Origin of the sequence: Pseudonocardia oroxyli, assembly GCF_900102195.1 — a bacterium.
Taxonomy (GTDB): Bacteria; Actinomycetota; Actinomycetes; order Mycobacteriales; family Pseudonocardiaceae; genus Pseudonocardia; species Pseudonocardia oroxyli.
In genome coordinates, this window is record NZ_FNBE01000010.1 from 1 (window position 1) to 22,940 (window position 22,940).

Below are 22,940 nucleotides of genomic sequence, written 5' to 3' on the forward strand. Positions count from 1 at the left end.
CCATCCGGGTGGCGAACTGCTTGTTCAGCTTCACCCGCCCCGCGTCCGGAGCGACGACCACCAGATCGTCGTCCAGACTCGCGAAGTGGTCGGCGAGCATCATCAACGCGGTCATGTGATCCACCGGGATGCCGAAGAAGCCCTGCAGCTGACCCGCGTGCAGGTCCATGGTCAACACCCGGTCCACCCCGACCGCCTCCAGCGTGCGGGCGACCATCCGGGCCGAGATCGGCTCGCGCGGGGCGGACTTCTTGTCCTGCCGTGAGTAGCCGTACCAGGGGGTCACCGCGATCACCCGGTGGGCACTCGCCCCCACGGCGGCATCGACCATCACCAGCAACTCGAGCAGGGCGTCGTTGGCGTTGACCCCGGCAGCGGGGTTGGCACACATCGGCTGGACGAGGAACACGTCCGCGCCACGGATCGACTCCTCGAACCGGCAGTACATCTCGTCGTTGGAGAACGTCTTCAGGGTGATCGGGCCGAGATCCACCCCCAGCTGCCGCGCGATGGCGGCCGCCAGCTCGGGGTTCGCCCGGCCCGAGAACAACATCAGCCGCTTGTCGTAGCCCCGCCGCAACGACACCGCCATCGGTACGCCCTTCGTAGAGGTCATGAGGTGGAGCGAACAGCACCGACGGCGCCGACGGCGCCGACGGCGCTGTCGATGGCGTCGCCGCGCGGCATGCCCGAGCGCGCCCCCACCGTGCCGACCGACAGCGAGGCGGCGGCGACACCGCGGGCGGCGGCCTCGCCCACCGGAGCGCCCGCCGCCAGGGCGACCGCGAGCACCCCGTTGAACGTGTCGCCCGCGCCGGTGGTGTCCCGGACCTCCGCGGACGGGGCGGGCAAAGCCGTCGGCCCCCGCTCGGGATCGACGACGAGCACCCCGTCCCCGCCGAGCGTCACCACGACCGGCGCACCCGTCCGCGCGACCACCGCGGCCGCCATCTCGGCCGTCTCCCCCGCGCCCTCCCCGACCAACGCGTACAGGTCCCGCAGCTCGGAGCGGTTCGGCGTGACGACCGGGCCCAGACCCAGCAGCTCCACCAACCCGGCCGCCACCGGCGCAGGATTGAGCACACACGACATGCCGTGCGCGGCCGCGGTCTCCACCGCGGCGGCGACCGCCTCCGCGGGGATCTCGGTGCTGACCAGCACGCAGCCCGCCCAGCCCGCCGAGCGGGCCACCGCGGCACGCACCGCCGCCGCGTCGACGACCGCGTTGGCCCCGGCACCCACCGCGATCTGGTTCTCGCCCCCGCCGTCCACGACGATCAGGGCCACCCCGGTGGCCACGTCGGACAGCACCGCCACGTCCTCGACGTCGATCCCCTCGGCACGCAGCTCGGCCAGCGCACCGGCCCCGGTGTCGTCCGCACCGACCGCGCCGCAGTAGCGCACCTCGGCACCCGCCCGGGCCGCCGCGACGGCCGCGTTGGCGCCCTTGCCGCCGCCGTACCGCTCGACCCCGGGCCCGACCACGGTCTCCCCCGGACCCGGCAGCCGGTCGGTGCGCACCACCAGGTCGACGTTCACCGCGCCGACGACCAGCACCCGCGGCGTCACGCGTCCGCCCTCGGCGGGCACACGGAGTCCCGCACCTGGACCACGGCGGGGAGCTCGCCGATGGCGCCGGACTCCTCGTTCTCCAGCAGGTCGAACAGGGCCGACGCGGCCCGGAAGCCCATGTCGTGCGCGGGCTGGCGGACCGTGGTCAGCCGCGGCGTGAGCAGCGCGGAGACGGGGAGGTCGTCGAACCCGACGATGCTGACGTCCTCCGGGATCCGCAGCCCCGCCGCGCGGCAGTGCTCCATCGCCCCGATGGCCATCAGGTCGTTCATGCAGACCAGCGCGGTGGGCCGCGGCTCGGTGGCCAGGGCCCGCGCCGCGAGCTCGCGCCCGGACGCCTGCCGGTAGTCCCCCGCGAACACCGGCACGGAGTCCGGGTCCAGACCCGCCCACGCGAACGCCTCCCGGTACCCGGCGAGCCGCTGCTGGGCGGTCCAGAGGCTGGGCGGCCCCCCGATGACGGCGACGCGGCGGTGTCCGTGCTGCATCACGTGCGCGGCGACCTCCCGGGCGCCCTTGCGGGCCTCGCACACCACCGCGGGGAGGTCCAGGCCGGGGATCTGCTCGTCGACCAGGACGACCGGCCCCACGCGGGCCAGCTCGTAGATCGACGCCGGCATGGACCCGGTGCCGGACAGGTAGATCACGCCGTCGATGCGCTGGCTGCGCAGCAGCTTGGCCTGCTTCTCCTCCGGCTGCTCGGTGGCGTCCGGCACGACCAGCACCACCAGCACGTCCCGGGCGGACGCGGCCCGCTGCACGCCCTCGGTCACCATCGCGAAGAACTGGTTGGTCAGCTCCGGGACGATCATGCCGATGGTGGCGGCACCGCGGCGCTTGAGGTTGCGGGCGGACTCGTTGGGCGAGTACTCCAGCACGCGGACGGCGTCGAGCACCCGGTCCCGCCGTTCGGGCGCGACCGGCCCGGAGTCGTTGAGCACGTAGCTCACCGTGCTCAACGAGACCCGGGCGTGCTCGGCCACGTCCTTCATCGTCGGCCGCCTTCGCCTGCGGTCGGACTGCGTCACGTCAGGTCACCTTCGCGGTGTCAGGGGCTCTCGCCTGCATCGGGACCGCCTGCGGCCCAGGACAGTATCGACGTCCACAGCCTCGCGTAGTGCTCCCACTCCACGAATTCCGGCGGCGCCCAGTGCGGCGCGAGGTCGGAGGTGAAGGCCACGGAGCGGCCCCGGCCGTAGCCGCCCACCACGAGCAGCGGGTCGTCCCCGGTGCGCGCGACCACTGTGGAGCCCTCCTTGGGGAAGGTCCGGTTGTAGCCCAGCAGCATCGGCCACTCGGCGGGCGTGTCCCCCAGCACGGGGTGCGTCGGCTCGCAGACGTCGACCTTCAGCCCGTCGGACATCTCCACCCGGTCGTCGGTGGGCATCAGGTCCACCGGCAGGACGCCCGCCAGCGGGCTCATCCCGTAGCGGGCCTTGCCGTCGATGCCGGTGAACGACAGGTACCCGCCGATCATCACGAGCCCGCCGCCGCGACCCACGTAGTCCGCGACCAGGGAGAGCTTGTTGGGGGACTTCTGCGACCGCAGGAACGTCTCGTCCGGCAGCAGGAAAGAGTTGGAACCGATGTCGGAGATGACGACGACGTCGAACGCGGCCAGCGCCTCCGCCGTCTTCGGGAAGCTCGCCGAGATCTCGTGTCCCCGCACGTAGGTCAGCTCGTGGCCCGCCGCCCGCAGGCAGTCCAGGAAGACCCCGGCCCCCTCCTCGTACTCGGTGGAGTGGAACTGGTCGAAGCCCTTCATGTGGATCGTGTGCTTGATCCAGGACTCACCCGCGACCAGGACGCGCAGGGATGGGGAGCTCAGGTTGTCGGGCACGTGCCCTCCTCTCGTCTGCGCTGACTATAAACGATTCTTGTTACCGCTCGATGACGGCTGCGGACGGGCACCCGCCAACAGCTCGCGACCGAGCGCGTACGCCTCGCGGATGTCCGTGCCCTCGTAGGTGGCCGCCGCCAGCTCGACGACGGCCGGGGTCGCGTTCACCGCGACGGTGTGGCGCAGCCGGGCGAACAGCGCGAGGTCCGACCGGGAGTCGCCGTACGCGACGCAGTCGGCCTCCGCGATCCCGTACCGGGCCCGCACGGCGTCGGTGATCTCGACCTTGGCCGCGGCCGACAGCGTGACACCGGGCCGCAGCGGCCGACCGAGCTCCAGGTCCGTGCCGTAGGTCTCGTGCGCGCCCCAGTCCTCGAGCCTGCGCACGAAGAAGTGGGGGGACTGCGACACCACGATCGCGATCTCACCCCGGCCACGGATGTCGGCGAAGGTCTCCGGGACGCCGGTCATCCACGCCGCCCCGCGGAAGGCGGCGTCCACCTCCTCGGCGGAGGCGTCGCCGCAGACGTCGAGCAGGGTCTGCCAGAACTCGTCGTCGCTGATGTCGCCCGCGATCCAGCGGGCCTCGATCGCGTGGCCGGTCTCGGGATCGCCGAAGTGGCGGGTCAGCTCGAGCGCGGCGGCGCCGCGGAGCAGCGTGCCGTCCATGTCGAAGACGTGTAGGCGGGGCGCCACAGAGCGTCCTTTCCGCAGGAATCGTTTCTAGTCTGAACTCTGACGACCGGCGACGCTGCGCGCGCACGCCGCCGCTGCGCTCGACCCTAGCCGCGAACGGGAGCGCAGAACAACATCACGAACGTTTCCATCTGGTTAGCCGGCTCGACCCGGCCCGCGCTCCGGCCCGCCCGGTGGGCGGCCCCCGAACGGCGCAGGACCCAGGTCCGCACCGGACCCGACACAGGTCGATTGTCGTGCGCACCCCCGGCTGGAGACGATCACCGCGACCCACGGCGACCGGGAGGCGACCGCGATGAGTGCCCGACGACGGGGAGCGGCGGCGGTGATCGGCGTGCTCGCGCTCGCCGGCTGCGCAGGCAGCCCCCCGCCCGCCGCCCCCGCGTCCACGTCCGCGTCCACGTCCACGTCCACGACCGCCGCACCCGCCGCCTTCAGCCCCGCGGCCTGCCCCAACCCGATCTACCCGGGGGTGACCCAGCTCGACCTCGGCCCCGGCGTCGAGTGCGGCTACCTGACGGTCCCGCAGGATCGCACGCGGCCGGACGGCCGGACCCTCCGTCTCGCCGTCGCCCGCGCCGCGGCCACCGCCCCGAACCCGAAGGCCGACCCCCTCGTCTACCTCGCGGGCGGGCCGGGCGGCAGCGGGTTGATCAGCGCGGCGCCCCGGATCGCCGCGGGCTGGAACCGCGACCGGGACGTGATCTTCCTCGACCAGCGGGGAACCTGGAAGTCCGATCCGCTGCTCTCCTGCCCGGAGATCGACGCCTTCCAGGCCGAGCTCGTCGGCCTGGTCACCACCGATCCCGCGACGGCCGCGCGCAGCGCCGCGGCGACCGCGGCCTGCCGGGAGCGCCTGACGACCGCCGGCTGGGACCTCGCCGCCTTTGACACGGCCGAGAACGCCGCGGACCTCGCCGACCTGCGGACCGCGCTCGGCATCGACGAGTGGGACCTCTACGGCGTCTCCTACGGCACGGACCTGGCCCTGCAGACCTTGCGCGACCATCCCGACGGGATCCGCGCCGTCGTCCTCGACTCGGTCGTGCCGCCGCAGCTCAACACCCCGGAGAGCTTCTGGCCGTCCGCCCGCAGCGGGCTCGGCGCCCTGTTCGCCGCCTGCGCCGCCCAACCGGCCTGCCGGACGACGTACCCGACCCTGCGCGAGGACTTCTTCCGGCTGGCCACCGACCTGACCACCACCCCGCGCACGGTGACCGTGGAGGGAACCACCGTCGTCGTCGACGGGTACAAGCTGGTCAACCTCGCGGTCACGGCCGGCCTCGTCCCCGGCACGATCGGCGGGATACCCGCGCTGGTCGAGAACCTGGCCCGCGGCGACGGCCGACTCGCCGCGACCGCCCTGCTCGCCGGGCTGCCGCCCTCCGGCGTCACCGCCTACGGCCTGGCGCTCGGGGTGTTCTGCGCCGAGTCCCCGACCACCCCGGACGCCCTGCTGGCGAGCGGCCGGGCGGCGCTGCCCGAACTGCCGGACGCCCTGCTCACGCACCCTCCGCAGATCCCCTTCCTGACCGGCGACTGCGCCGCGTGGGACGTGCCCGCGGCACCCGGCGCCCTCCGCGAACCGGTGCGGAGCGACCGGCCGGTCCTCGTCCTCGACGGCGCGCTCGACGCGATCACCGCTCCGGCCAACGGCGACGCGGTCGCCGCGACCCTCCCGCACAGCACCCGGGCCCGGTTCGCCGACGCGGCCCACGACGTCCTGCTCTGGTCGCCGGAGTGCTCGCTGCGGATCATGCAGGACTTCCTCGACGATCCGGCCGCGGTGGACACGAGCTGTGCCGCCGCCACCGCGCCCGCCCCGTTCACCTGAGCCCCCATCGGCAGAACGACCGATTGCCGCCGCCGCCCACCGGAAGGACCGTGAACCCTCGGCCCAGGGACGACGGAGAGCGGTGACGATGGGCGCCTCGCTGCCCGAGAAGTGGAACCCGGAGAACGAACCGGCACGCGTCGGGGCGAACGCGGTGACCCTCGTGGAGGGGGCGTCGTTCTGCATCTGCACGTTCGGCGGGGACATCGGCGGCAACGGGCCGTGCGGCGTCTTCTTCCGGGACACCCGCATCCTGTCCCGCTGGGAGCTGCGGGTGGACGGCGAGGTCCCCGACCCGCTGGCGGCGATGAACCCCGATCCCTACCGCGCCATCTTCCTCGGCAGGCTGTCCCGCCGGTTCGGGCGGACCGACACCAACGTCCTGGTGCAGCGGGAGCGGCGGATCGGCAACGGGCTCCGGGAGGACCTGGTGCTGCGCAACCCGGGGGCCGAACCGACGACGTGCAGCGTGACGCTCTCCGTCGAGGCGGACTTCGCGGACCTCTTCGAGGTCAAGGAGGGGCGCGTGCACCCGCGCGGCGAGCCGGGCGCACAGGCCCAGGACGACCGCCTCTACCTGGGCCTGCACTGGCGGGGGACCCACCGCGGCACGGTGGTGGAGGCGCCCGCGGGCACGGTCGCCGTGTCCTCGGGCGGCGCGGGGGCGGCAACCATCTCGTACGACGCCTACGTCCCCGCGGGCGGTCGGTGGTCGATCTCGCTGCTGGTGCGTCCCGTGCTGGACGGTGAGGCCGTCGAGGCGTCCTTCCCCCTGAACCAGCCGGAACGGGAGTCCCTGCCCGCCCGGCGCCTGCAGCACTGGCGGGAGACCACCCCGCTCGCCACGACCGGGCACGACAGCCTGCAGCGGACGTTGCGCCGCAGCCAGGAGGACGTCGGGGCGTTGCGCATCTTCGACCCGGAGGACCCCACGCTCGCCGCGGTCGCCGCGGGCGCCCCCTGGTTCATGGCGCTGTTCGGCCGGGACTCGCTGCTCACCGCCTACATGGCGCTGCCGGTCGACCGGAGCCTGGCGCTGGGCACGATGCGGACCCTCGCCCGCCACCAGGGTCGCGCGACCGACCCGGTGACCGAGGAGGAGCCCGGTCGGATCCTGCACGAGGTGCGGCTGGGGGTGGACTCGGGCCTGTCCCTGGGCGGCGGGCGCATCTACTACGGCACGGTGGACGCCACGCCGCTGTTCGTGGTGCTGCTCGCGGAGTTCGCCCGCTGGGGCGGCGAGCGGAGGTCCGTGGAGGAGCTGCTGCCGCATGCGGACCGGGCGCTGGCGTGGATGACCGACCACGGCGACCGCGACGGGGACGGCTTCCTCGAGTACCGCCGGGCGACCGACCGCGGGCTGCAGAACCAGGGCTGGAAGGACTCCTGGGACGGGATCACCTTCGCCGACGGCCGCCCGGCCGAGGCACCGATCGCGTTGTGCGAGGTCCAGGGCTACGCCTACGACGCCTTCCGCGCCCGCGCCGAGCTCGCCCGCCGGCTCGACGACGACGCGGGTGCCCGACACTGGTCCGCGCGGGCGGCGGCCCTCAAAACGGCCTTCAACGAGCGGTTCTGGCTCCCCGAGCGAGGCTGGTACGCCCTCGCGCTGGACCGGGACAAGAACGCGGTCGATGCCTGCGCGTCGAACATGGGCCACTGCCTGTGGAGCGGCATCGTGGACGACGACAAGGCACCCCTGGTCGCCGAGCACCTGCTCTCCCCCGAGATGTTCACGGGCTGGGGGGTGCGCACGCTCAGCAGCGCCATGGGCGCCTACGACCCGGTCAGCTACCACAACGGCTCGGTCTGGCCCCACGACAACGCCCTCGTCGTCGCCGGGCTGATGCGCTACGGCTTCGTGGCACAGGCGCAGCGGGTCGCAGAGGGGATCCTCGACGCGGCGGAGCACTTCGGGGGCAGGCTCCCGGAGCTGTTCTGCGGCTTCGACCGCGACGAGTTCCCCGAGCCGGTGCCCTACCCCACCTCCTGCTCACCGCAGGCCTGGGCCTCGGCCACCCCGGTCCAGCTCATCCGGACGCTGCTGCGCTTCGACCCGGAGCTCCCCCGGGAGCGGCTGTGGGTCGCCCCCGTGCTGCCCCGGGCCTTCGCCCCGCTGCGGGTCGAGGGGGTCGGCGTCGGGGAGGGCCGGCTCAGCGTGGAGGTGACCGACGCCCAGACGCGGGTGGAGGGCGTGCCCTCCGGCGTCGACCTGCGCTGCGCGCCCCGCCCGGCGGAGGACCCGTCCGGCTGACGGGACTCCGTCGCGCTCAGCGTCGCCCGCGCGGCCCAGGGTCCGGCGGGTCGTCGAGCGTTCCCGTGAGGATCAGCGTCTCGGCCAGCTCCCGCACCTTCCTGTTGCGCCGCTGGCTCTCGGCGACGAGCGCGGTGATGGCCTGCTCGTCGGTGAGCCGGCGGCTGCACATCAGGATGCCGACCGCGACGCCGATCCGTCGGTTGCTGAGCAACGCGCGCTCCAGGTTGGCCACCCGCTCCTCCGCCGCCCGGAGCCGGGCCTGCAGCTCGTCGAGCTCGGGGTCGGCGTCGGAGCGCGGTGCCGGGACGACGGAGGCCTGCGCGGACGAGCTGGTGATCATCGAAGTCCCGGTCCTCCCCCGCACGCCGCCGCGTGCGCACCGTGTGGCGCCGACCTCCAGCGTGGCGGCCCGTTCCGGCGCCCGAAATCGGCAGTGCGACCTATCCGCCGCACGACGCGGGCCGGGATGGGCAACTCTGCCGATACTGCTGCGCCGGCGGGCGGAGTCGGATGGAGCGGCGGGACGGGGTGCGACGAGGTGCGGACGAGGAGGCGGCGTGGACGCTGGCGACCAGGACGCCCGGATCATCTCCTGGCGTCGCGTGGCGGTGTCGTTCGCCGCGGGTACCGCCGCCGCGGTCGCCGTGGTCCTGCTCGGTGCGGCCGAGCTGACGGTGCTCGTCGGCTGGGCCGTCGCGGTGACGATCCTGCTGGTGTGGGTCTGGCGCATCAGCTGGCCGCAGGACGAGCGGGGCACCAAACGCCTGGCGGAGGAGGAGGGTCGGTCCCACGTCATGGACACGGTGGTGCTCGTCGCGGCCGTGGCCAGCCTGGCCGCGGTGCTCGCGGGCGTGGTCACCGCAGGCCGGCAGGACGCGGTGGCGGTCGCCGGCGTCGTCCTCGCCGTCGTCGACGCGATCCTGTCCTGGGCCCTGGTGAACACGGTCTTCGCCCTCAAGTACGCGCGGCTCTACTTCGAGGGGAACGACGGCGGCATCGAGTTCCCCCGGAACGACCACCCGGTGTACGCGGACTTCGCCTACCTCGCGTTCACGGTCGGCATGTCCTTCGCCGTGTCCGACACCGGTCTGGAGACCACCCGGATCCGCACGGTGGGGTTGGGGCACGCGCTGCTGTCCTACCTGTTCGGGAGCGTCCTGATCGCGGTGGCCGTCAGCCTGCTGACCAACGTGTGAGAGCGACCCGGGCACCGACATCGGCAGGACGACCGATTGCCGACGCCGGCCCGCACGGGCCAGCGTGGACGGTGTGAACGGCCGCAGTCCGACGTGGTCGCCGCAGCAGCTCTCCCGTCGACCCGTCAGGAGGAACACTCCATGTCCCTGAAGGACCCGATTGGCGCGCGCGGAGGCGCCGCCGTGGATCCGTGGTCGCCCGGCAGCCCCGGTGCCTCGACCCGTTCGGCCAGGCGGACCGTCGCCTCGTACGCCGACTACGCCGACGCCGAACGTGCGGTCGACCGGCTCGCCGACCGCGACTTCCCGGTCGAGCGGGTCGCCATCGTCGGCCAGGACCTGCAGGCCGTCGAGCAGGTGACCGGGAGGATGAACCACCCCACCGCGGCCTGGCGGGGCGCGGTGAGCGGGGCCGTCCCGGGCGCGCTGCTCGGCTGGCTCTTCGGGATCTTCGGCTGGGCCGACCCGTTGGTCGCCGCGATCCTGCTCGCCGTCTACGGACTGCTCCTCGGCGCGGTGATCGGCGCGGTCATCGGGATGATCGTCTACGCGTTCCAGCGGGGTCGCCGGGACTTCGCGTCCGTGGCCTACACCCGCCCCCAGCGGTTCGAGCTGGTCGTCGACGACGAGGTGGCCGACCGGGCCGCCCGGCTGCTCGCAGAGGAGGACTGAGATGGCACGCGCGGTGGGTATCGACCTCGGGACGACGAACTCGGTCATCGCCGCCTGGGAGGGCGGCGAGGCCTCGGTCGTCCCCAACGCCGAGGGGGCTCGGACGACGCCGTCGGTGGTGGCGTTCACCGAGAGCGGCGAACGCCTGGTCGGCCAGCTCGCCCGCAGGCAGGCGATCCTCAACTCCACGGGGACGATCTACTCGGTCAAGCGGTTCATCGGCCGCCGGTTCGAGGAGGTCGAGGAGGAGGCCGGTCAGGTCACCTACGACGTCGTCCCGGACGAGAACGGGAACGCCCGGGTCAAGGTGCGGGACAAGCTGTACGCGCCGGAGGAGATCTCCGCGCAGATCCTGCGCAAGCTCGCCGACGACGCCGGACGGCACCTCGGCGAGCGGGTCACCGAGGCGGTGATCACCGTCCCCGCCTACTTCAACGACGCGCAGCGCACCGCCACCCGCGACGCGGGGCGGATCGCGGGCCTCGAGGTCCTGCGGATCATCAACGAGCCGACCGCCGCGGCGCTGGCCTACGGCATGGACAAGGGCGGGCACGAGACGGTGCTGGTGTTCGACCTCGGCGGCGGGACGTTCGACGTCAGCGTCCTCGACGTCGGCGACGGTGTGGTCGAGGTGCGGGCCACCGCCGGTGACACCCACCTCGGCGGTGACGACTTCGACCGCCGGATCGTCGACCACCTCGCCGACGGATTCCAGCAGGAGAACGGCATCGACCTGCGGAAGGACCCGCAGGCGCTGCAGCGGCTCTACGAGGCCGCCGAGAAGGCGAAGGTCGAGCTCAGCTCCGTCAGCCAGACCCAGGTCAGCCTGCCGTTCGTCACCGCGGACGCCACCGGGCCGAAGCACCTGACGACGACGCTGATGCGCTCGACGTTCGAGCAGCTCACGGAGGATCTCGTCGAGCGGACGATGGGGCCGGTGCGCCAGGCCATGGCGGACGCCAAGGTCGGGGCGGACGACGTCGACGAGGTCATCCTGGTCGGCGGCTCCACCCGGATCCCGGCGGTGCAGGCGCTGGTGCGCAGGCTGACCGGCGGCAAGGACCCGAACATGACCGTCAACCCCGACGAGGTCGTGGCGGTCGGCGCCGCGATCCAGGCCGGGGTGCTCAAGGGCGAGGTGTCCGACGTCCTGCTGCTCGACGTCACCCCGCTGTCCCTGGGGGTGGAGACCCAGGGCGGGCTGATGACCACGATCGTCGAGCGGAACTCGACGATCCCGGTCCGGCGCAGCGAGGTCTTCTCGACCGCGGTGGACGATCAGCCCGCGGTGGACGTCGTGGTGCTCCAGGGCGAGCGGGAGCGCGCGGCGGACAACCGGGTGCTGGGCCGGTTCCAGCTCACCGGCATCCGGCCCGCTCCGCGCGGGGAGCCGCAGGTCGAGGTCGTCTTCGACATCGACGCCAACGGCATCCTCAACGTGACGGCGCGCGACAAGGACACCGGCGCCGAGCAGGGCATCACGATCTCCGAGAGCGCCAACCTCGACACCGCCGAGGTGGAGCGGATGGTCACCGAGGCCGAGCGGAACCGGGCGTCGGACCAGCAGCTGCGGCAGGAGGTGGACGCGCGCAACCAGCTCGACAGCGCCGCCTACCAGGTGCAGCGCCGGCTCGACGAGCTGGGCGACGCGGCCCCGCCGCACGAGCGCGCCCGGGCCGAGCTGCTGGTGACCGAGGCCCGGCAGGCCGTCGCCGACCAGGTGCCGCTCGACCGCGCCCGCGAGCTGACCGGCGAGCTGCAGCAGGTGCTGGCCGGGCTCCAGGCGGCCTCGGGCGGCTCGGCGGGCTCGAACGGCTCGGCCGGGGGCGGGGCGACCGATGACGGGGCGACCGTGGACGACGACGACATCGTCGACGCCGAGTTCGACCGGAGGTGACCTGCGGCGATGCGTGAGCCCGGACCGAACCCGCCGTCCGCCCCGCCGGAGGACGCACCGGACGCGGAGGCCGCCGAGACCCGATCGCCGCCGGAGGGACGTGCGGAGGGAGCGCCGCAGCCGGACGGAGCCACCCGGCGGGCGCTCGAGGCCGCCGAGGACCGTTGGCGGCGGGCCGCGGCGGACCTGGACAACCTGCGCAAGCGCTACGCGCGAGAGGTCGCCCGCGAGCGCGAGAACGAGCGCGGCCTGGTCACCTCGGCCTTCCTCCCGGTGCTCGACACCCTCGACCGGGCGCTCGAGCACGCCGCGGCGAACCCCGACGCCCTGGTCGAGGGCATCCGCACCCTGCGTGAACAGGCCCTCGCCGTCGTCGCGGGGCTCGGGTACGGACGCGAGGACGAGCCCGGGGTGCCGTTCGACCCGGCGCGGCACGAGGTGGTCGGGGTGGTCGACGCCGACGGGTCCGGGGCCCCGCCCGGTGCGGTGGCCGCCGTGGTCCGCCCCGGCTACGGCGCCCCCGGGCGCCAGCTCCGACCGGCCGCCGTCACCGTGGCGCAGCGGTCGGAGGGCTGAGCGGTGGCCCGCGACTTCTACGACGTCCTGGGGGTGTCCCGGGACGCCGGTGCCGACGAGCTGCAGCAGGCGTTCCGGCGGCTGGCGCGGCAGAACCACCCGGACGTCACCAAGGACCCGGGGGCGGAGGAGCGGTTCAAGGAGATCAACGAGGCGTACTCCGTGCTGTCGGACCCGGAGCTGCGCAAGCGCTACGACCGGTTCGGGGAGGACTTCCGGCGGGTCCCCGACGACTGGGAGGAGCGCGTCGGCGCCGGGGCGGGCGGCCGGGGCGGGCGCCGGGCGACCTGGACCACGGGGGGCACCGACGGCGACGGGGGGTTCGGTGGGGGATTCGAGGGCTTCGACGGTGTCGAGGGCTTCGACGGGATCGACCTGGAGGACCTCCTCGGCGGCATGTTCGGCGGCCGAGGTCGTGGGACGGGCGCGGGCCGCACCGCGGGCGCGGACCAGGAGGCCCAGCTCCCGCTGACCGTGGAGGAGGCCTACCGCGGCGGGCGCAAGGAGATCACCCTCAACGGACCGGAGGGACCGCGCACCTACACGGTCACCATCCCGCCCGGCGTCACCGACGGCAGGCGGATCAGGCTGGCCGGGGAGGGCGGGCAGGGGCTCGGCGAGGGCCCGGCGGGGGACCTCTACCTGGTGGTGCGGCTGCGACCGCACCCGCGCTTCCGCGTGGAGGGCCGCACCATCCGCGTCGAGCTGCGGCTCGCGCCGTGGGAGGCGGCCCTCGGCGCGACCGTCCCGGTCGCCACCCCCGGGGGCGAGACCACGGTGACCGTGCCGCCCGGCTCGTCGTCTGGCCGCCGTCTGCGCCTGCGCGGGCAGGGCATGCCGAACCCTCGCGGGCAACCGGGCGACCTGTTCGCCGAGATCAGGATCATGGTGCCGACCCGGCTCGACGACCGCGAACGCGAGCTGTACGCCCAGCTCGCCGCGGCGTCGACGTTCGATCCGCGCCGCACGACCGACGACGCGAAGGGCCGCCGATGAACTCGCAGACCCGCTACGCGCTGGTCCGGGCCCGGGGACCGGCCCTGCTCGACGAGGCGGAGCTCGCCCGGCGGTGCGGCCTGCACCCCGAGCTGGTGCGCCGGTTCTGGGCGTTGGGGCTGATCCCGGCCGCGCGGCACGTCGACGGCTCCCCGTGGTTCAGCCCGACCCAGGTGCCGGCCGTCGCCCGGTTGCAGCGGCTGCGGGCCGCCCTGCCGCTGAACTACGCCGCCCTCGGACTCGTGTGCGACCTCCTCGACCGGATCGCCGACCTCGAGACCGCGCTGCGCGTCCGCGGGCGCACCGAACCGGTGCGCCGACCCCCCACCCCCCAGCCGACCGACGACCGATCGGAGCGGAACTGAAGCGATGGACCCGAACCGACTGACCCAGAAGTCCCAGCAGGCCCTGTCCGAGGCACAGGACCTGGCCACCCGCGCAGGTCACACCGAGGTCGACGGCGAGCACCTGCTGGCCGCGCTGGTCGAGCAGCCGGACGGGTTGGTGCCCCGGCTGCTCGGCGAGATGGACGTCGACGTCCAGGCGGTGCGCGCCGACCTGGAGGCCGAGCTCGGCCGCAAGCCCCGCACGACCGGGCCGGGTGCCCAGCCGGGCCAGGTCGCGGTCACCCGCCGGCTGGCGGCGCTGCTCGACGCCGCCGACCGGGAGGCGCGGCGGATGAAGGACGAGTACGTGTCGGTCGAGCACCTGTTCGTGGCGCTCGCGGACGAGGGGTCCGCAGGCGGTGCGGGCCGGGTGCTGGCCCGCCACGGCGTCACCCGCGAGGCCTTCCTCGCCGCGCTGACGCGGGTGCGGGGCAACCAGCGCGTCACCTCCGCCACGCCGGAGGGGGCGTACGAGGCGCTGACGAAGTACGGGTCGGACCTGGTGGAGGCGGCCCGCGCCGGTCGGCTCGACCCGGTGATCGGCCGCGACGCCGAGATCCGCCGGGTCGTACAGATCCTGTCCCGCAAGTCGAAGAACAACCCGGTGCTGCTCGGCGAGCCCGGGGTCGGCAAGACCGCCATCGTCGAGGGCCTGGCCCAGCGCATCGTCGACGGGGACGTCCCCGAGGGCCTGCGCGACCGCACGATCTTCGCCCTGGACATGGGGCTGCTCGTGGCCGGGGCGAAGTACCGCGGCGAGTTCGAGGAACGGCTGCAGGCGGTGTTGTCCGAGGTCAAGGCCGCGGAGGGCCGCATCCTGCTGTTCGTCGACGAGCTGCACACCGTCGTCGGAGCGGGGGCGTCCGAGGGCTCGATGGACGCGGGCAACATGCTCAAGCCGATGCTCGCCCGCGGTGAGCTGCACATGATCGGCGCGACGACGCTGGCCGAGTACCGGCAGAACGTCGAGAAGGACGCCGCGCTGGAGCGCCGGTTCCAGCCCGTCTTCGTCGAGGAGCCCACCGTCGAGGACTCGGTGTCCATCCTGCGCGGGCTGCGCGAGCGGTTCGAGGTCTTCCACGGCGTCCGGATCCTCGACGGGTCACTGATCGCCGCGGCGACGTTGAGCCACCGCTACCTCACCGGCCGGTTCCTGCCCGACAAGGCCATCGACCTGGTCGACGAGGCCTGCGCCCGGCTGCGCACGGAGATCGACTCCATGCCCGCCGAGCTGGACGAGATCACCCGCAAGGTGATGCGGCTGGAGATCGAGGAGGCGGCGCTCGCCCAGGAGGAGGAGGACCCGCCGTCCCGGGTGCGGCTCGACCAGCTCCGCCGCGAGTTGGCCGACCTCCGCGGCGAGGCCGACGCGATGCGTGCCCAGTGGAACGCCGAACGACAGGCGATCAAGCGGGTCCAGGACCTCCGGGCGGAGCTGGAGCAGGTCCGCCACGACATCGCCGAGGCCGAGCGCTCCTACGACCTCAACCGCGCGGCGGAGCTGCGCTTCACGCGCCAGGCCGACCTCGAGCGCAGGCTCGAGGCCGAGCAACACCGGCTCACCGAGAAGCAGGGCGAGCACCGCCTGCTGCGCGAGGTGGTGACGGCGGAGGAGATCGCCGAGATCGTCTCGGTGTGGACCGGCATCCCGGTCTCCCGGCTGACCGAGGGCGAGCGGGAGAAGCTGCTGCGTCTGGACGAGGTGCTGCACCGGCGCGTGGTCGGGCAGGACGAGGCGGTCCAGGCGGTCGCGGACGCGATCATCCGGGCCCGGTCCGGGGTGAAGGACCCGCGCAGGCCGACGGGCTCGTTCCTCTTCCTCGGCCCGACCGGGGTCGGGAAGACCGAGCTGGCGAAGGCGCTGGCCCAGGCGTTGTTCGACTCCGAGGACAACATCGTCCGGCTCGACATGAGCGAGTACCAGGAGCGGCACACCGTGTCCCGGCTGGTCGGCGCCCCGCCCGGCTACGTCGGCTACGAGGAGGGCGGCCAGCTCACCGAGGCGGTCCGGCGGCGTCCGTACGCCGTCGTGCTGTTCGACGAGACGGAGAAGGCGCACCCGGACGTCTTCAACACCCTGCTGCAGGTCCTCGACGACGGCAGGCTCACCGACGCGCAGGGCCGCACCGTCGACTTCCGCAACACGGTCATCATCATGACGTCCAACATCGGGTCGCAGTACCTGCTCGACGGGGTCACCGCGGACGGCAGGCTGGAGCCGAAGGCCCGTGACCTCGTGCTGGCCGAGCTGCGGGCCCACTTCCGGCCCGAGTTCCTCAACCGGGTGGACGACACCGTGCTGTTCACGCCGCTGAACGAGGGCGAGATCGAGAACATCGTCGAGCTCATGCTGTCCGACCTGCGGGTGCGGCTCGTCGAGCGCGACATCACCGTGGAGATCGACGACGCCGCCCGCCGCTTCATCGCCCGCGAGGGCTACGACCCGGTGTACGGGGCCCGTCCCCTGCGCCGGTTCATCGCCCGGGAGGTCGAGACCCAGGTCGCCCGCGCGCTGCTGCGCGACGGGGCCATCGAGGGCTCCACCGTCCGGGTCGACGTGGGCGACGACCGGCTCGTCGTCACCCACGAGCCCGTCGGGGCGCCGGCATGAGCGCCGCGGCGGCGGAGAGCACGCGCACGATCCCCTGCCCGCACTGCGGGACCCGGAACCGGGTGCCCGCCTCCGCGGCCTCGGTGCCGAAGTGCGGCCACTGCCACGAGCCCCTGCCCTGGATCGCCGACGCGGGGGACGACGACTTCGCGGTCGTCGCGGAGCAGGCCCCGGTCCCGGTGCTCGTGGACCTGTGGGCGACCTGGTGCGCCCCCTGCCGGATGGTGAGCCCGGTCCTCGAACGGCTGGCCACCGACCGCGCTGGCGTGCTCAAGCTGGTCAAGGTCGACATCGACCGGTCGCCCCGGCTGGCGCAGCGGTTCGAGGTGCAGGCCGTCCCCACCCTGATGGTCCTGCGGGACGGCCGGGTGCTGGCCCGCCAGCCGGGTGCCGCGCCCGAGCCCGCGCTGCGGAGCTGGCTGGACGAGGCGCTGCAGTCGAGAGGAACCGAGAACCCATGACCCTTCCGCTGGGCATCGACCCCCACCTGGCCTACGTCCGCGCGGACGTCGAACCCCGCACGCCGCAGGGGTGCGAGGAGTGCCTGCGCACCGGATCCCCCTGGGTCCACCTGCGGCTCTGCCTGACCTGCGGGCACGTCGGCTGCTGCGACCAGTCCCCGGGCCGCCACGCCCGCAGGCACGCCGGCCTGGTCGGCCACCCGATCATCCGGTCGTTCGAGCCGGGTGAGGACTGGCGCTGGTGCTTCGTCGACGGGGCACCGGTGTGACCACCCGGGAGCCCGCCGACGTGCCGCCCGGGGAGACGCCGGACGTCTCCGGGGCCTTCCCCCGCCTCGAGGAGACGCGCCTGCGCGAGCTCGAGGAGTGGGGGGAGCGTCGGCCCACGACGCGCGGGGAGGTGCTCATCACCGAGGGCGAGCCGGAGGACACGTTCTTCGTGCTGCTCTCCGGCCGGGTCGCCGTCGTCGAGGCGCTGGGGACGCCCGACGAGCGGGTGGTGCGGGTGCACGGGCCCGGCCGCTTCCTCGGCGAGCTCGGGGTCCTCACCGGGCAGCCCGCCTTCCTGAGCGATGTCGTCGTCGACCCGGGTGAGGTCCTGGCGGTGCCCGCCGCCAGGCTGCGCAGCCTGGCGGCGCGCGACTCCGCCTTCGGCGACCTCGTGCTGCGGGCCTACCTCGTCCGCCGTTGGCTGACCCTCGGCGAGGGCGTCGGGTTCCGGATCATCGGCTCCCGCTACTCGGCCGCCACCCGGAAGCTGCGCGAGTTCGCCGCCCGCAACCGGCTGCCCCACCGGTTCCTGGACCTGGAGACCGACCCCACCGCCGAGCAGCTGCTGCGGTCGCTGGGGCTCGGTCCCGCCGACACCCCGATCGTGCTCTACCGGGGCACGTTGCTGCGCAACCCGTCGACCGCCGAGCTCGCGCCGACGTTCGGGCTGCGTGACCTCGGCCACGGCGGCGAGATCTGTGATCTCGTGGTCGTGGGCGCCGGTCCGGCCGGACTCGCGGCGGCCGTCTACGGCGCCTCGGAGGGCCTGGACACCACCCTGCTCGACGGCGTCGCGGCGGGCGGGCAGGCGGCGCGGACGTCCTGCATCGAGAACTACCTCGGCTTCCCCTCCGGGATCTCCGGGGGCGAGCTGGCCGAACGCGCCGTGCTGCAGGCAGAGAAGTTCGGGGTGCGGCGCTCCGTCCCGTCGGAGGTGGTGGGGTTGGCGGAGCGCGACGGGCACCACGTCCTGCGCTTCGCCGACGGCGACGAGCTGGTCACCCGCACGGTGATCGTCGCGTCCGGCGTGCGCGTCCGCAGGCTGCCGGTCCCCGGCCTGGACCGGTTCGAGGACACCTGCGTCTACTACGCGGCCACCCCGCTGGAGGCCCAGCAGTGCGTCGGGGATCCCGTGGTGGTCGTCGGTGGGGGCAACTCGGCCGGTCAGGCCGCGATCTTCCTGTCCGGCCACGCCGCCGAGGTGCACCTGGTGGTCCTCGAACACACGCTCGGCGAGAACATGTCGCGCTACCTCGCCGACCGCATCGCCCAGGACCCGCGGGTCGAGGTGCACCTGCACACCGCCGTGGAGGAGCTGGCGGGTGCGGACGGCCGCCTCGAGGCCGTCGGGGTGCGGGACACGGTGACGGGGGCGCAGCAGCGGCTGCCCGCGCGCGACCTGATGGTGTTCATCGGGGGCGAGCCCAGCACGTCCTGGCTGCCGGACTCGGTGGCGCTGGACTCCGGCGGCTACGTGCTGACCGGGCCCGGTGCGCGACGGCCCGGGCGAACGGGAGCGCCCGGGGACGCCGAGCCGCTGCTGCTCGAGACCAGCCTGCCCGGGGTCTTCGCGGCGGGCGACGTGCGCAGCGGGTCGGTGAAGCGGGTCGCGTCCGCCGCGGGCGAGGGCGCGATGGCGGTCCGGATGGTGCACGAGCACCTCGCCGCCCTCCGCTGAGCCCGGGGGATCAGGGCGCGGGGACCGGCGGCGCGCCGGCCCTGCGGGGGTCCGGGGTCGGACCGGGCAGGAGGTCCTCGTAGAGCCGGACGTGCTGGGCGACCATCCGCTCGGTGCTGAACCGGTGGGCGGCGGCCGCCCGGCAGGCGGTGCGGTCGAGCAGCGCGGCGTCCAGGAGCGCCGCGGCCAGCGGGAGGGCGCCCGAGCGCAGGAACCCGGTGACCCCGTCGTCCACGATCTCGGGGGCGGACCCGGCCGGGGTGGCGACGACGGGGGTGCCGGTGGCCAGCGCCTCGATCATCACCAGACCGAACGGCTCCGCCCACTGCATGGGGTTGACGAGGGCGAACGAGTCCCCGACGAGCTCGAGCTTCTCGCTGTGGCCGAGCTCGCCGACGTACTCGACGTCCGCGCACAGCAGCGGCTTGACCTGCGCGTCGAAGTACTCGCGCTCCTCCGGTTCCCGCAGCTTGGCGGCCATGCGCAGCGGGACGCCCGCGGCCCGGGCCGCCAGCGCGGCCTCGCGCGGTCCCTTCTCCGGGGACATCCGTCCCAGGAAGCTCGCGTACCCGCCCTGCCCGTCGCCCACCGGGACCGACTCGACGTCCAGGCCGTGGTGTATCACGCCGGCGAGCGGCACCCCGTCGGCGGTGTCCGCCTGGTGCTGCGAGATCGCCACCACCGCGACCCCGCGCATCGCGCGGTAGAGCGGACCCAGGGTCGCGTCGAACGGGCCGTGGGCGGTGGTCACGACCGGCTGGCCCATCGGGGGACGCCGGTAGAGCGGACCGGCCATCGTGTGGTCGTGCACGAGGTCCACGTCGGTCATGGCGGCGTAGCTCGTGATGGCGTGGCGCAGCTCGGTCACCATGTCGGCGCACACCGGCCCCGCCCTGCCGACCTTCGCGGTCCCGCCCACCCGGGGCACCGGGCACTCGCTCTCGGCCGCGGCGGCGAGCAGCACCTCGTGACCGGCCCGGACCAGTCCGCGGGCCAGTCGGTCGATGACCGACTCGGTGCCGCCGTAGGCGAGCGGGGGAACGGGGACCCCCGGAGGGGCGATGAGACCGATGCGCATGGATGTGGTCCTCGGGAGCGGGCGCGAGTCCTGGCTCGCGACGGGACGGATGCCTGGTCCATGACACCGCCCGGCCGACCTCGTCGACCATCGGCAGAGCGACCCATTCCCGAGACGCCGCCCGCTCAGGCGCTCACCGTCCTCCCTCCGCCCCCGAGACCCCGCGCGCGAGGTGTCGGACCACCCGATAGGCGCGGACGACCGCGGAGGCCAGGGTCGCACCACCGCCCGGATAGCCGTCCCGGAACAGGGTGGCCGCGCAGTTCCCCGCCGCGTACAGCCCGGGGATCGGGTCGCCTGCCGGATCGACGACGCGGCCGTCGAGGTCCGTCGCGAGCCCACCCGCCGTGCCGAGCGCGCCGGCGTGGACCGGGACGGCGAAGAACGGCCCCTGTGCGACGGGGGCGAGGCAGGGGTTGGGCGTGATCGCCGGGTCACCGAGGTGGCGGTCCTGCGGGTTCGCGCCCCGCCCGAAGTCCGGGTCCGCGCCGCGGCGGGCGGCGGCGTTGAACCGGCCCAGGGTCGCGACCAGGCCCGCCGGGTCGATCCCCACCCGCCGCGCCAGCTCGGCCGGGGTGTCCGCGGTGACCATCCAGGGCTCGACGGCGCCGGGTGGCGACCCGGCCACCGGGTACCGCTCGCGGTAGGCCCGGTCGAACACCAGGAACGCGGTGCGACCGGCGAAGGCCCGGTTGAGGTCGTGGTAGTTCAGGGCCTCGTTCACGAACCGTCTGCCGGTGGTGTCGACGGTGACCGAGCCCGGCAGGGTCATCTCGACGTTGCCCATCCGGCCGCTCGGCATGCCGTCGTAGCGGTCGCCGGGCGGCGTGATCACGGGGACGCCCCACACCGCGGTCATCTCGTCGAGGGCCGCCCCGCGGGCGAGGCCGAGCGCGTCGCCGGTGTTCGACGGTGCGCTGATCGGCGTGATCTCGGCCGCGAGGTGGCGTCGACGCAGGTCGGCGTTCCACTCGAAGCCGCCCGACGCGAGCAGGACCGCGCCCGCCGCGACCGTCTCCTCCCCGAGCCGGACGGTCCCGTGGCCGAGCGCGGTCACGGGCGTCGCGGCGAGGATCTCGACGCCCCGGTCCAGCGCGGCGACCAGCAGCCGCCCGACGAGCGCGCCGCCCATGGTGCGGACGCCGCCGGCCTCGCGCTGTTTGACCACCTCCGGGCCGGCCGAGCGGTCGTCCCGTTCGGACATGGTGAGCAGCGGGAAGTAGGTCGGCGGGCGGATCCGCTCGGCCAGCCCCGGCCACGGGCGCGGGTCGAACGGCTCCTGGTCGAGGCCCCGCCCGTGCGCCGCGCCGGGCCGGTCGGGGTGGTAGTCGGGCCGGGGCAGCGGTCGCATCCGGACGCCGACCCGGGTGAGCAGCGCGATCGCGCGCGGCACGTCCTCGACGAACGCCGCGATCTCGGACGCCGACATCCGGCCGGTGCCGAGGTACGCCCGCGCCGCCCCGGGGCTGTCCGGTGTGGACATCAGTGCGTTGTTCGGGGCCCAGATCACACCCCCGCCCACGGCGGTGGTGCCGCCCAGCCGCGCCGCCTTCTCCACCACGAGCACCGACAGCCCGGCCTCCGCGGCCCCGACGGCGGCGGTCAGCCCGGCCGCCCCCGATCCGACCACCACGAGGTCGTGGCCGCCGTTCACAGGAGCACCGCGATCTTGCCGAGCTCGGTGCGCAGGAGCCCGAAGGCGTCGCCGACCTCGGCGAACGGCACCCGGCGGGTGACCAGCGCGGCGGCGGGTTCGGGATGGGCGGCCAGCAGCTCGAGCGCCTCCCCGATCCGCCGCAGGCTGTTGCGGCTGCCGAGCAGGTCGAGGTCCTTGACCGGCAGCGTGCGCATCGAGAGCGTGACGGGCCGGTCGGAGATGCCGACGAGCACGACCCGACCCGCGGTGGCCACGCTCTCGACCGCGGTCGTGAACGCGCTCGGCGCGCCGGTCGCCTCGAGGACGAGCGACGGCTGCCGCCCGTCCGGCTCGATCGCCCCGAACCCGCGCGCGAAGGCGGCACGGTCGGGGTTCACGTCCGTGGCGACCACCTCCACGCCCAGCGCGGTGAGGTGCAGGGTGGCCAGCAGCCCGATCGGCCCGCAGCCCAGGACGAGGGCCCGCTCGTCCTTCTCCGGCCGCCCGCGCAGCACCGCCTGCATGGCGATGCTGGTGGGTTCGGCGAGCGCCGCGACCTCCGTGGGCATCCCGTCCGGCACCCGGAACAGGTCGGTCACCGGCACGGCGACCAGCTCGGCCAGGCCGCCGTCGGTGTAGCAGCCGAGCACCGACGAGCGGGCGCAGGCGTTGATCCGCCCGATCCCGCACGCGTGGCACTCCCCGCACCAGCGGATCGGCGAGACCGCCACCCGGTCGCCGGGGAGGAAGCCGGATCCGGCGGGCGCGGTCTCCACGGTCCCGGCCAGCTCGTGGCCCTGGACGATCGGCAGCTCGGTGGCGTAGTCGTCCTCCCAGATGTGCAGGTCGGTGCCGCACAGGGTGACGGCGCGGATCCGGACGAGTGCCTCCCCCGGTCCGGGCACGGGCGCGGGCACCTCGTCGATCACGACGTGCTCGCGGGAGAGGGTCCGCGCGACCCTCACCGCAGACCGCCGAAGACGATGGACCAGCCGCGCACGGTGCGCTCGCCGATCAGTCCCTCCTGCCGGAACGGATCGCCGTCCAGGAGGTGCTCGACCTGCGCGTCGGACTCCGCTTCGAGGAGCAGCAGCGCGCCCGTGCCGTCGGCCAGCGGGCCGGAGGCGCGCAGGGTGCCCGCCTCGTGCAGATCGGCCAGGAAGTCCTTGTGGCGGGGCCGGTGCGCGTCGCGGGCGACGTCGGTGTCCGGGCCGTAGGTGTAGGTGACCGCGTAGATGCCCATGTCCTTCACGGTGCGCCCCGCGGACTGCGCCGGTCCAACAC

22 protein-coding genes are annotated in these 22,940 nt (G+C 74.1%); 12 read left to right on the plus strand and 10 right to left on the minus strand.

Translation table 11 applies throughout. From position 1 onward, the window contains the following. From BLS43_RS15945 to BLS43_RS15965, 5 genes are all read right to left on the minus strand, one after another. On the minus strand, window positions 1–616 hold a 616-nt coding region (locus BLS43_RS15945; RefSeq protein ID WP_245707527.1), incomplete at its 3' end, for a ribose-phosphate diphosphokinase. After that, window positions 613–1,569 carry a PfkB family carbohydrate kinase gene (locus BLS43_RS15950; RefSeq protein WP_093085623.1) on the minus strand — a complete coding sequence of 319 codons (957 nt, stop codon included), beginning with the start codon at window positions 1,567–1,569 and terminating at the stop codon, window positions 613–615. The genes BLS43_RS15945 and BLS43_RS15950, both read right to left, overlap by 4 nt. Beyond that, a complete protein-coding gene (locus tag BLS43_RS15955; RefSeq protein ID WP_218129855.1) occupies window positions 1,566–2,600 on the minus strand; it encodes a LacI family DNA-binding transcriptional regulator in 1,035 nt (344 codons plus the stop codon). Before BLS43_RS15955 ends, BLS43_RS15950 begins: the two co-directional genes overlap by 4 nt. 20 nt (window positions 2,601–2,620) lie before the next feature. Continuing rightward, complete coding sequence (locus tag BLS43_RS15960; protein WP_093085082.1) at window positions 2,621–3,412, minus strand: glutamine amidotransferase; 792 nt, start codon at window positions 3,410–3,412, stop codon at window positions 2,621–2,623. Window positions 3,413–3,436: 24 nt separating this feature from the next. Continuing rightward, window positions 3,437–4,108 (minus strand): HAD family hydrolase, encoded by a 672-nt coding sequence (locus BLS43_RS15965; RefSeq protein ID WP_245707528.1) that lies wholly within the window; start codon window positions 4,106–4,108, stop codon window positions 3,437–3,439. Between the two features lie 295 nt (window positions 4,109–4,403). On the opposite strand from BLS43_RS15965, the gene BLS43_RS15970 reads away from it, so the two are divergent. Together BLS43_RS15970 and BLS43_RS15975 are read left to right on the plus strand one after the other, a co-directional pair. After that, window positions 4,404–5,942, plus strand: a complete 1,539-nt coding sequence (locus BLS43_RS15970) for an alpha/beta fold hydrolase (RefSeq protein WP_093085088.1) — start codon at window positions 4,404–4,406, stop codon at window positions 5,940–5,942. Window positions 5,943–6,030: 88 nt separating this feature from the next. Then, on the plus strand, window positions 6,031–8,196 hold the full coding sequence (locus tag BLS43_RS15975) for an amylo-alpha-1,6-glucosidase (RefSeq protein WP_093085629.1): 2,166 nt from the start codon (window positions 6,031–6,033) through the stop codon (window positions 8,194–8,196). Window positions 8,197–8,212: 16 nt separating this feature from the next. On the opposite strand, the gene BLS43_RS30040 is transcribed toward BLS43_RS15975, so the two are convergent. Continuing rightward, a complete protein-coding gene (locus BLS43_RS30040; RefSeq protein ID WP_245707529.1) occupies window positions 8,213–8,539 on the minus strand; it encodes an ANTAR domain-containing protein in 327 nt (108 codons plus the stop codon). Between the two features lie 217 nt (window positions 8,540–8,756). Here BLS43_RS30040 and BLS43_RS31145 point away from each other — a divergent pair, with 217 nt between their 5' ends. From BLS43_RS31145 to BLS43_RS16030, 10 genes are all read left to right on the plus strand, one after another. Beyond that, window positions 8,757–9,395 (plus strand): DUF1345 domain-containing protein, encoded by a 639-nt coding sequence (locus BLS43_RS31145; protein WP_245707530.1) that lies wholly within the window; start codon window positions 8,757–8,759, stop codon window positions 9,393–9,395. Between the two features lie 183 nt (window positions 9,396–9,578). Further along, window positions 9,579–10,067 carry a general stress protein gene (locus BLS43_RS15990; RefSeq protein ID WP_093085091.1) on the plus strand — a complete coding sequence of 163 codons (489 nt, stop codon included), beginning with the start codon at window positions 9,579–9,581 and terminating at the stop codon, window positions 10,065–10,067. Window position 10,068: 1 nt separating this feature from the next. Then, a complete protein-coding gene (gene dnaK / locus BLS43_RS15995) occupies window positions 10,069–11,964 on the plus strand; it encodes a molecular chaperone DnaK (protein WP_093085094.1) in 1,896 nt (631 codons plus the stop codon). A gap of 9 nt (window positions 11,965–11,973) precedes the next feature. Continuing rightward, on the plus strand, window positions 11,974–12,540 hold the full coding sequence (locus BLS43_RS16000) for a nucleotide exchange factor GrpE (protein ID WP_093085097.1): 567 nt from the start codon (window positions 11,974–11,976) through the stop codon (window positions 12,538–12,540). Window positions 12,541–12,543: 3 nt separating this feature from the next. Continuing rightward, window positions 12,544–13,536 (plus strand): DnaJ C-terminal domain-containing protein, encoded by a 993-nt coding sequence (locus BLS43_RS16005; RefSeq protein ID WP_093085100.1) that lies wholly within the window; start codon window positions 12,544–12,546, stop codon window positions 13,534–13,536. Continuing rightward, window positions 13,533–13,901: a chaperone modulator CbpM gene (locus tag BLS43_RS16010; RefSeq protein WP_093085103.1), complete on the plus strand. Its 369-nt coding sequence runs from the start codon at window positions 13,533–13,535 to the stop codon at window positions 13,899–13,901. Before BLS43_RS16005 ends, BLS43_RS16010 begins: the two co-directional genes overlap by 4 nt. A 4-nt stretch (window positions 13,902–13,905) precedes the next feature. Then, a complete protein-coding gene (gene clpB, locus BLS43_RS16015) occupies window positions 13,906–16,533 on the plus strand; it encodes an ATP-dependent chaperone ClpB (protein WP_093085106.1) in 2,628 nt (875 codons plus the stop codon). After that, window positions 16,530–16,994, plus strand: coding sequence for a thioredoxin (gene trxA, locus BLS43_RS16020; RefSeq protein WP_093085110.1), 465 nt, complete (start codon window positions 16,530–16,532; stop codon window positions 16,992–16,994). The genes clpB and trxA overlap by 4 nt, the downstream gene beginning before the upstream one ends. After that, window positions 16,991–17,263 carry a UBP-type zinc finger domain-containing protein gene (locus BLS43_RS16025; protein WP_093085113.1) on the plus strand — a complete coding sequence of 91 codons (273 nt, stop codon included), beginning with the start codon at window positions 16,991–16,993 and terminating at the stop codon, window positions 17,261–17,263. Before trxA ends, BLS43_RS16025 begins: the two co-directional genes overlap by 4 nt. Further along, window positions 17,260–18,942 (plus strand): FAD-dependent oxidoreductase, encoded by a 1,683-nt coding sequence (locus tag BLS43_RS16030; protein WP_245707531.1) that lies wholly within the window; start codon window positions 17,260–17,262, stop codon window positions 18,940–18,942. The genes BLS43_RS16025 and BLS43_RS16030 overlap by 4 nt, the downstream gene beginning before the upstream one ends. A 10-nt stretch (window positions 18,943–18,952) precedes the next feature. On the opposite strand, the gene BLS43_RS16035 is transcribed toward BLS43_RS16030, so the two are convergent. From BLS43_RS16035 to BLS43_RS16050, 4 genes are all read right to left on the minus strand, one after another. Beyond that, window positions 18,953–20,020, minus strand: coding sequence for a glycosyltransferase family 4 protein (locus tag BLS43_RS16035; protein WP_093085119.1), 1,068 nt, complete (start codon window positions 20,018–20,020; stop codon window positions 18,953–18,955). Window positions 20,021–20,153: 133 nt separating this feature from the next. Then, window positions 20,154–21,674 (minus strand): FAD-dependent oxidoreductase, encoded by a 1,521-nt coding sequence (locus tag BLS43_RS16040; RefSeq protein ID WP_093085122.1) that lies wholly within the window; start codon window positions 21,672–21,674, stop codon window positions 20,154–20,156. Continuing rightward, window positions 21,671–22,621, minus strand: a complete 951-nt coding sequence (locus BLS43_RS16045; RefSeq protein WP_093085124.1) for an alcohol dehydrogenase catalytic domain-containing protein — start codon at window positions 22,619–22,621, stop codon at window positions 21,671–21,673. The genes BLS43_RS16040 and BLS43_RS16045 overlap by 4 nt, the downstream gene beginning before the upstream one ends. Beyond that, window positions 22,618–22,899 (minus strand): YciI family protein, encoded by a 282-nt coding sequence (locus tag BLS43_RS16050; RefSeq protein ID WP_093085638.1) that lies wholly within the window; start codon window positions 22,897–22,899, stop codon window positions 22,618–22,620. The genes BLS43_RS16045 and BLS43_RS16050 overlap by 4 nt, the downstream gene beginning before the upstream one ends. Window positions 22,900–22,940 lie beyond the last annotated feature (41 nt).

Coding starts and splice junctions, on each gene's coding strand:
- BLS43_RS30040 (WP_245707529.1), bottom strand. CDS start 8,539: ATGATCACCAGCTCGTCCGCGCAGGCCTCCGTCGTCCCGGCACCGCGC.
- BLS43_RS16000 (WP_093085097.1), top strand. CDS start 11,974: ATGCGTGAGCCCGGACCGAACCCGCCGTCCGCCCCGCCGGAGGACGCA.
- BLS43_RS15975 (WP_093085629.1), top strand. CDS start 6,031: ATGGGCGCCTCGCTGCCCGAGAAGTGGAACCCGGAGAACGAACCGGCA.
- clpB (WP_093085106.1), top strand. CDS start 13,906: ATGGACCCGAACCGACTGACCCAGAAGTCCCAGCAGGCCCTGTCCGAG.
- BLS43_RS16035 (WP_093085119.1), bottom strand. CDS start 20,020: ATGCGCATCGGTCTCATCGCCCCTCCGGGGGTCCCCGTTCCCCCGCTC.
- BLS43_RS16010 (WP_093085103.1), top strand. CDS start 13,533: ATGAACTCGCAGACCCGCTACGCGCTGGTCCGGGCCCGGGGACCGGCC.
- trxA (WP_093085110.1), top strand. CDS start 16,530: ATGAGCGCCGCGGCGGCGGAGAGCACGCGCACGATCCCCTGCCCGCAC.
- BLS43_RS16050 (WP_093085638.1), bottom strand. CDS start 22,899: ATGGGCATCTACGCGGTCACCTACACCTACGGCCCGGACACCGACGTC.
- BLS43_RS15970 (WP_093085088.1), top strand. CDS start 4,404: ATGAGTGCCCGACGACGGGGAGCGGCGGCGGTGATCGGCGTGCTCGCG.
- dnaK (WP_093085094.1), top strand. CDS start 10,069: ATGGCACGCGCGGTGGGTATCGACCTCGGGACGACGAACTCGGTCATC.
- BLS43_RS16025 (WP_093085113.1), top strand. CDS start 16,991: ATGACCCTTCCGCTGGGCATCGACCCCCACCTGGCCTACGTCCGCGCG.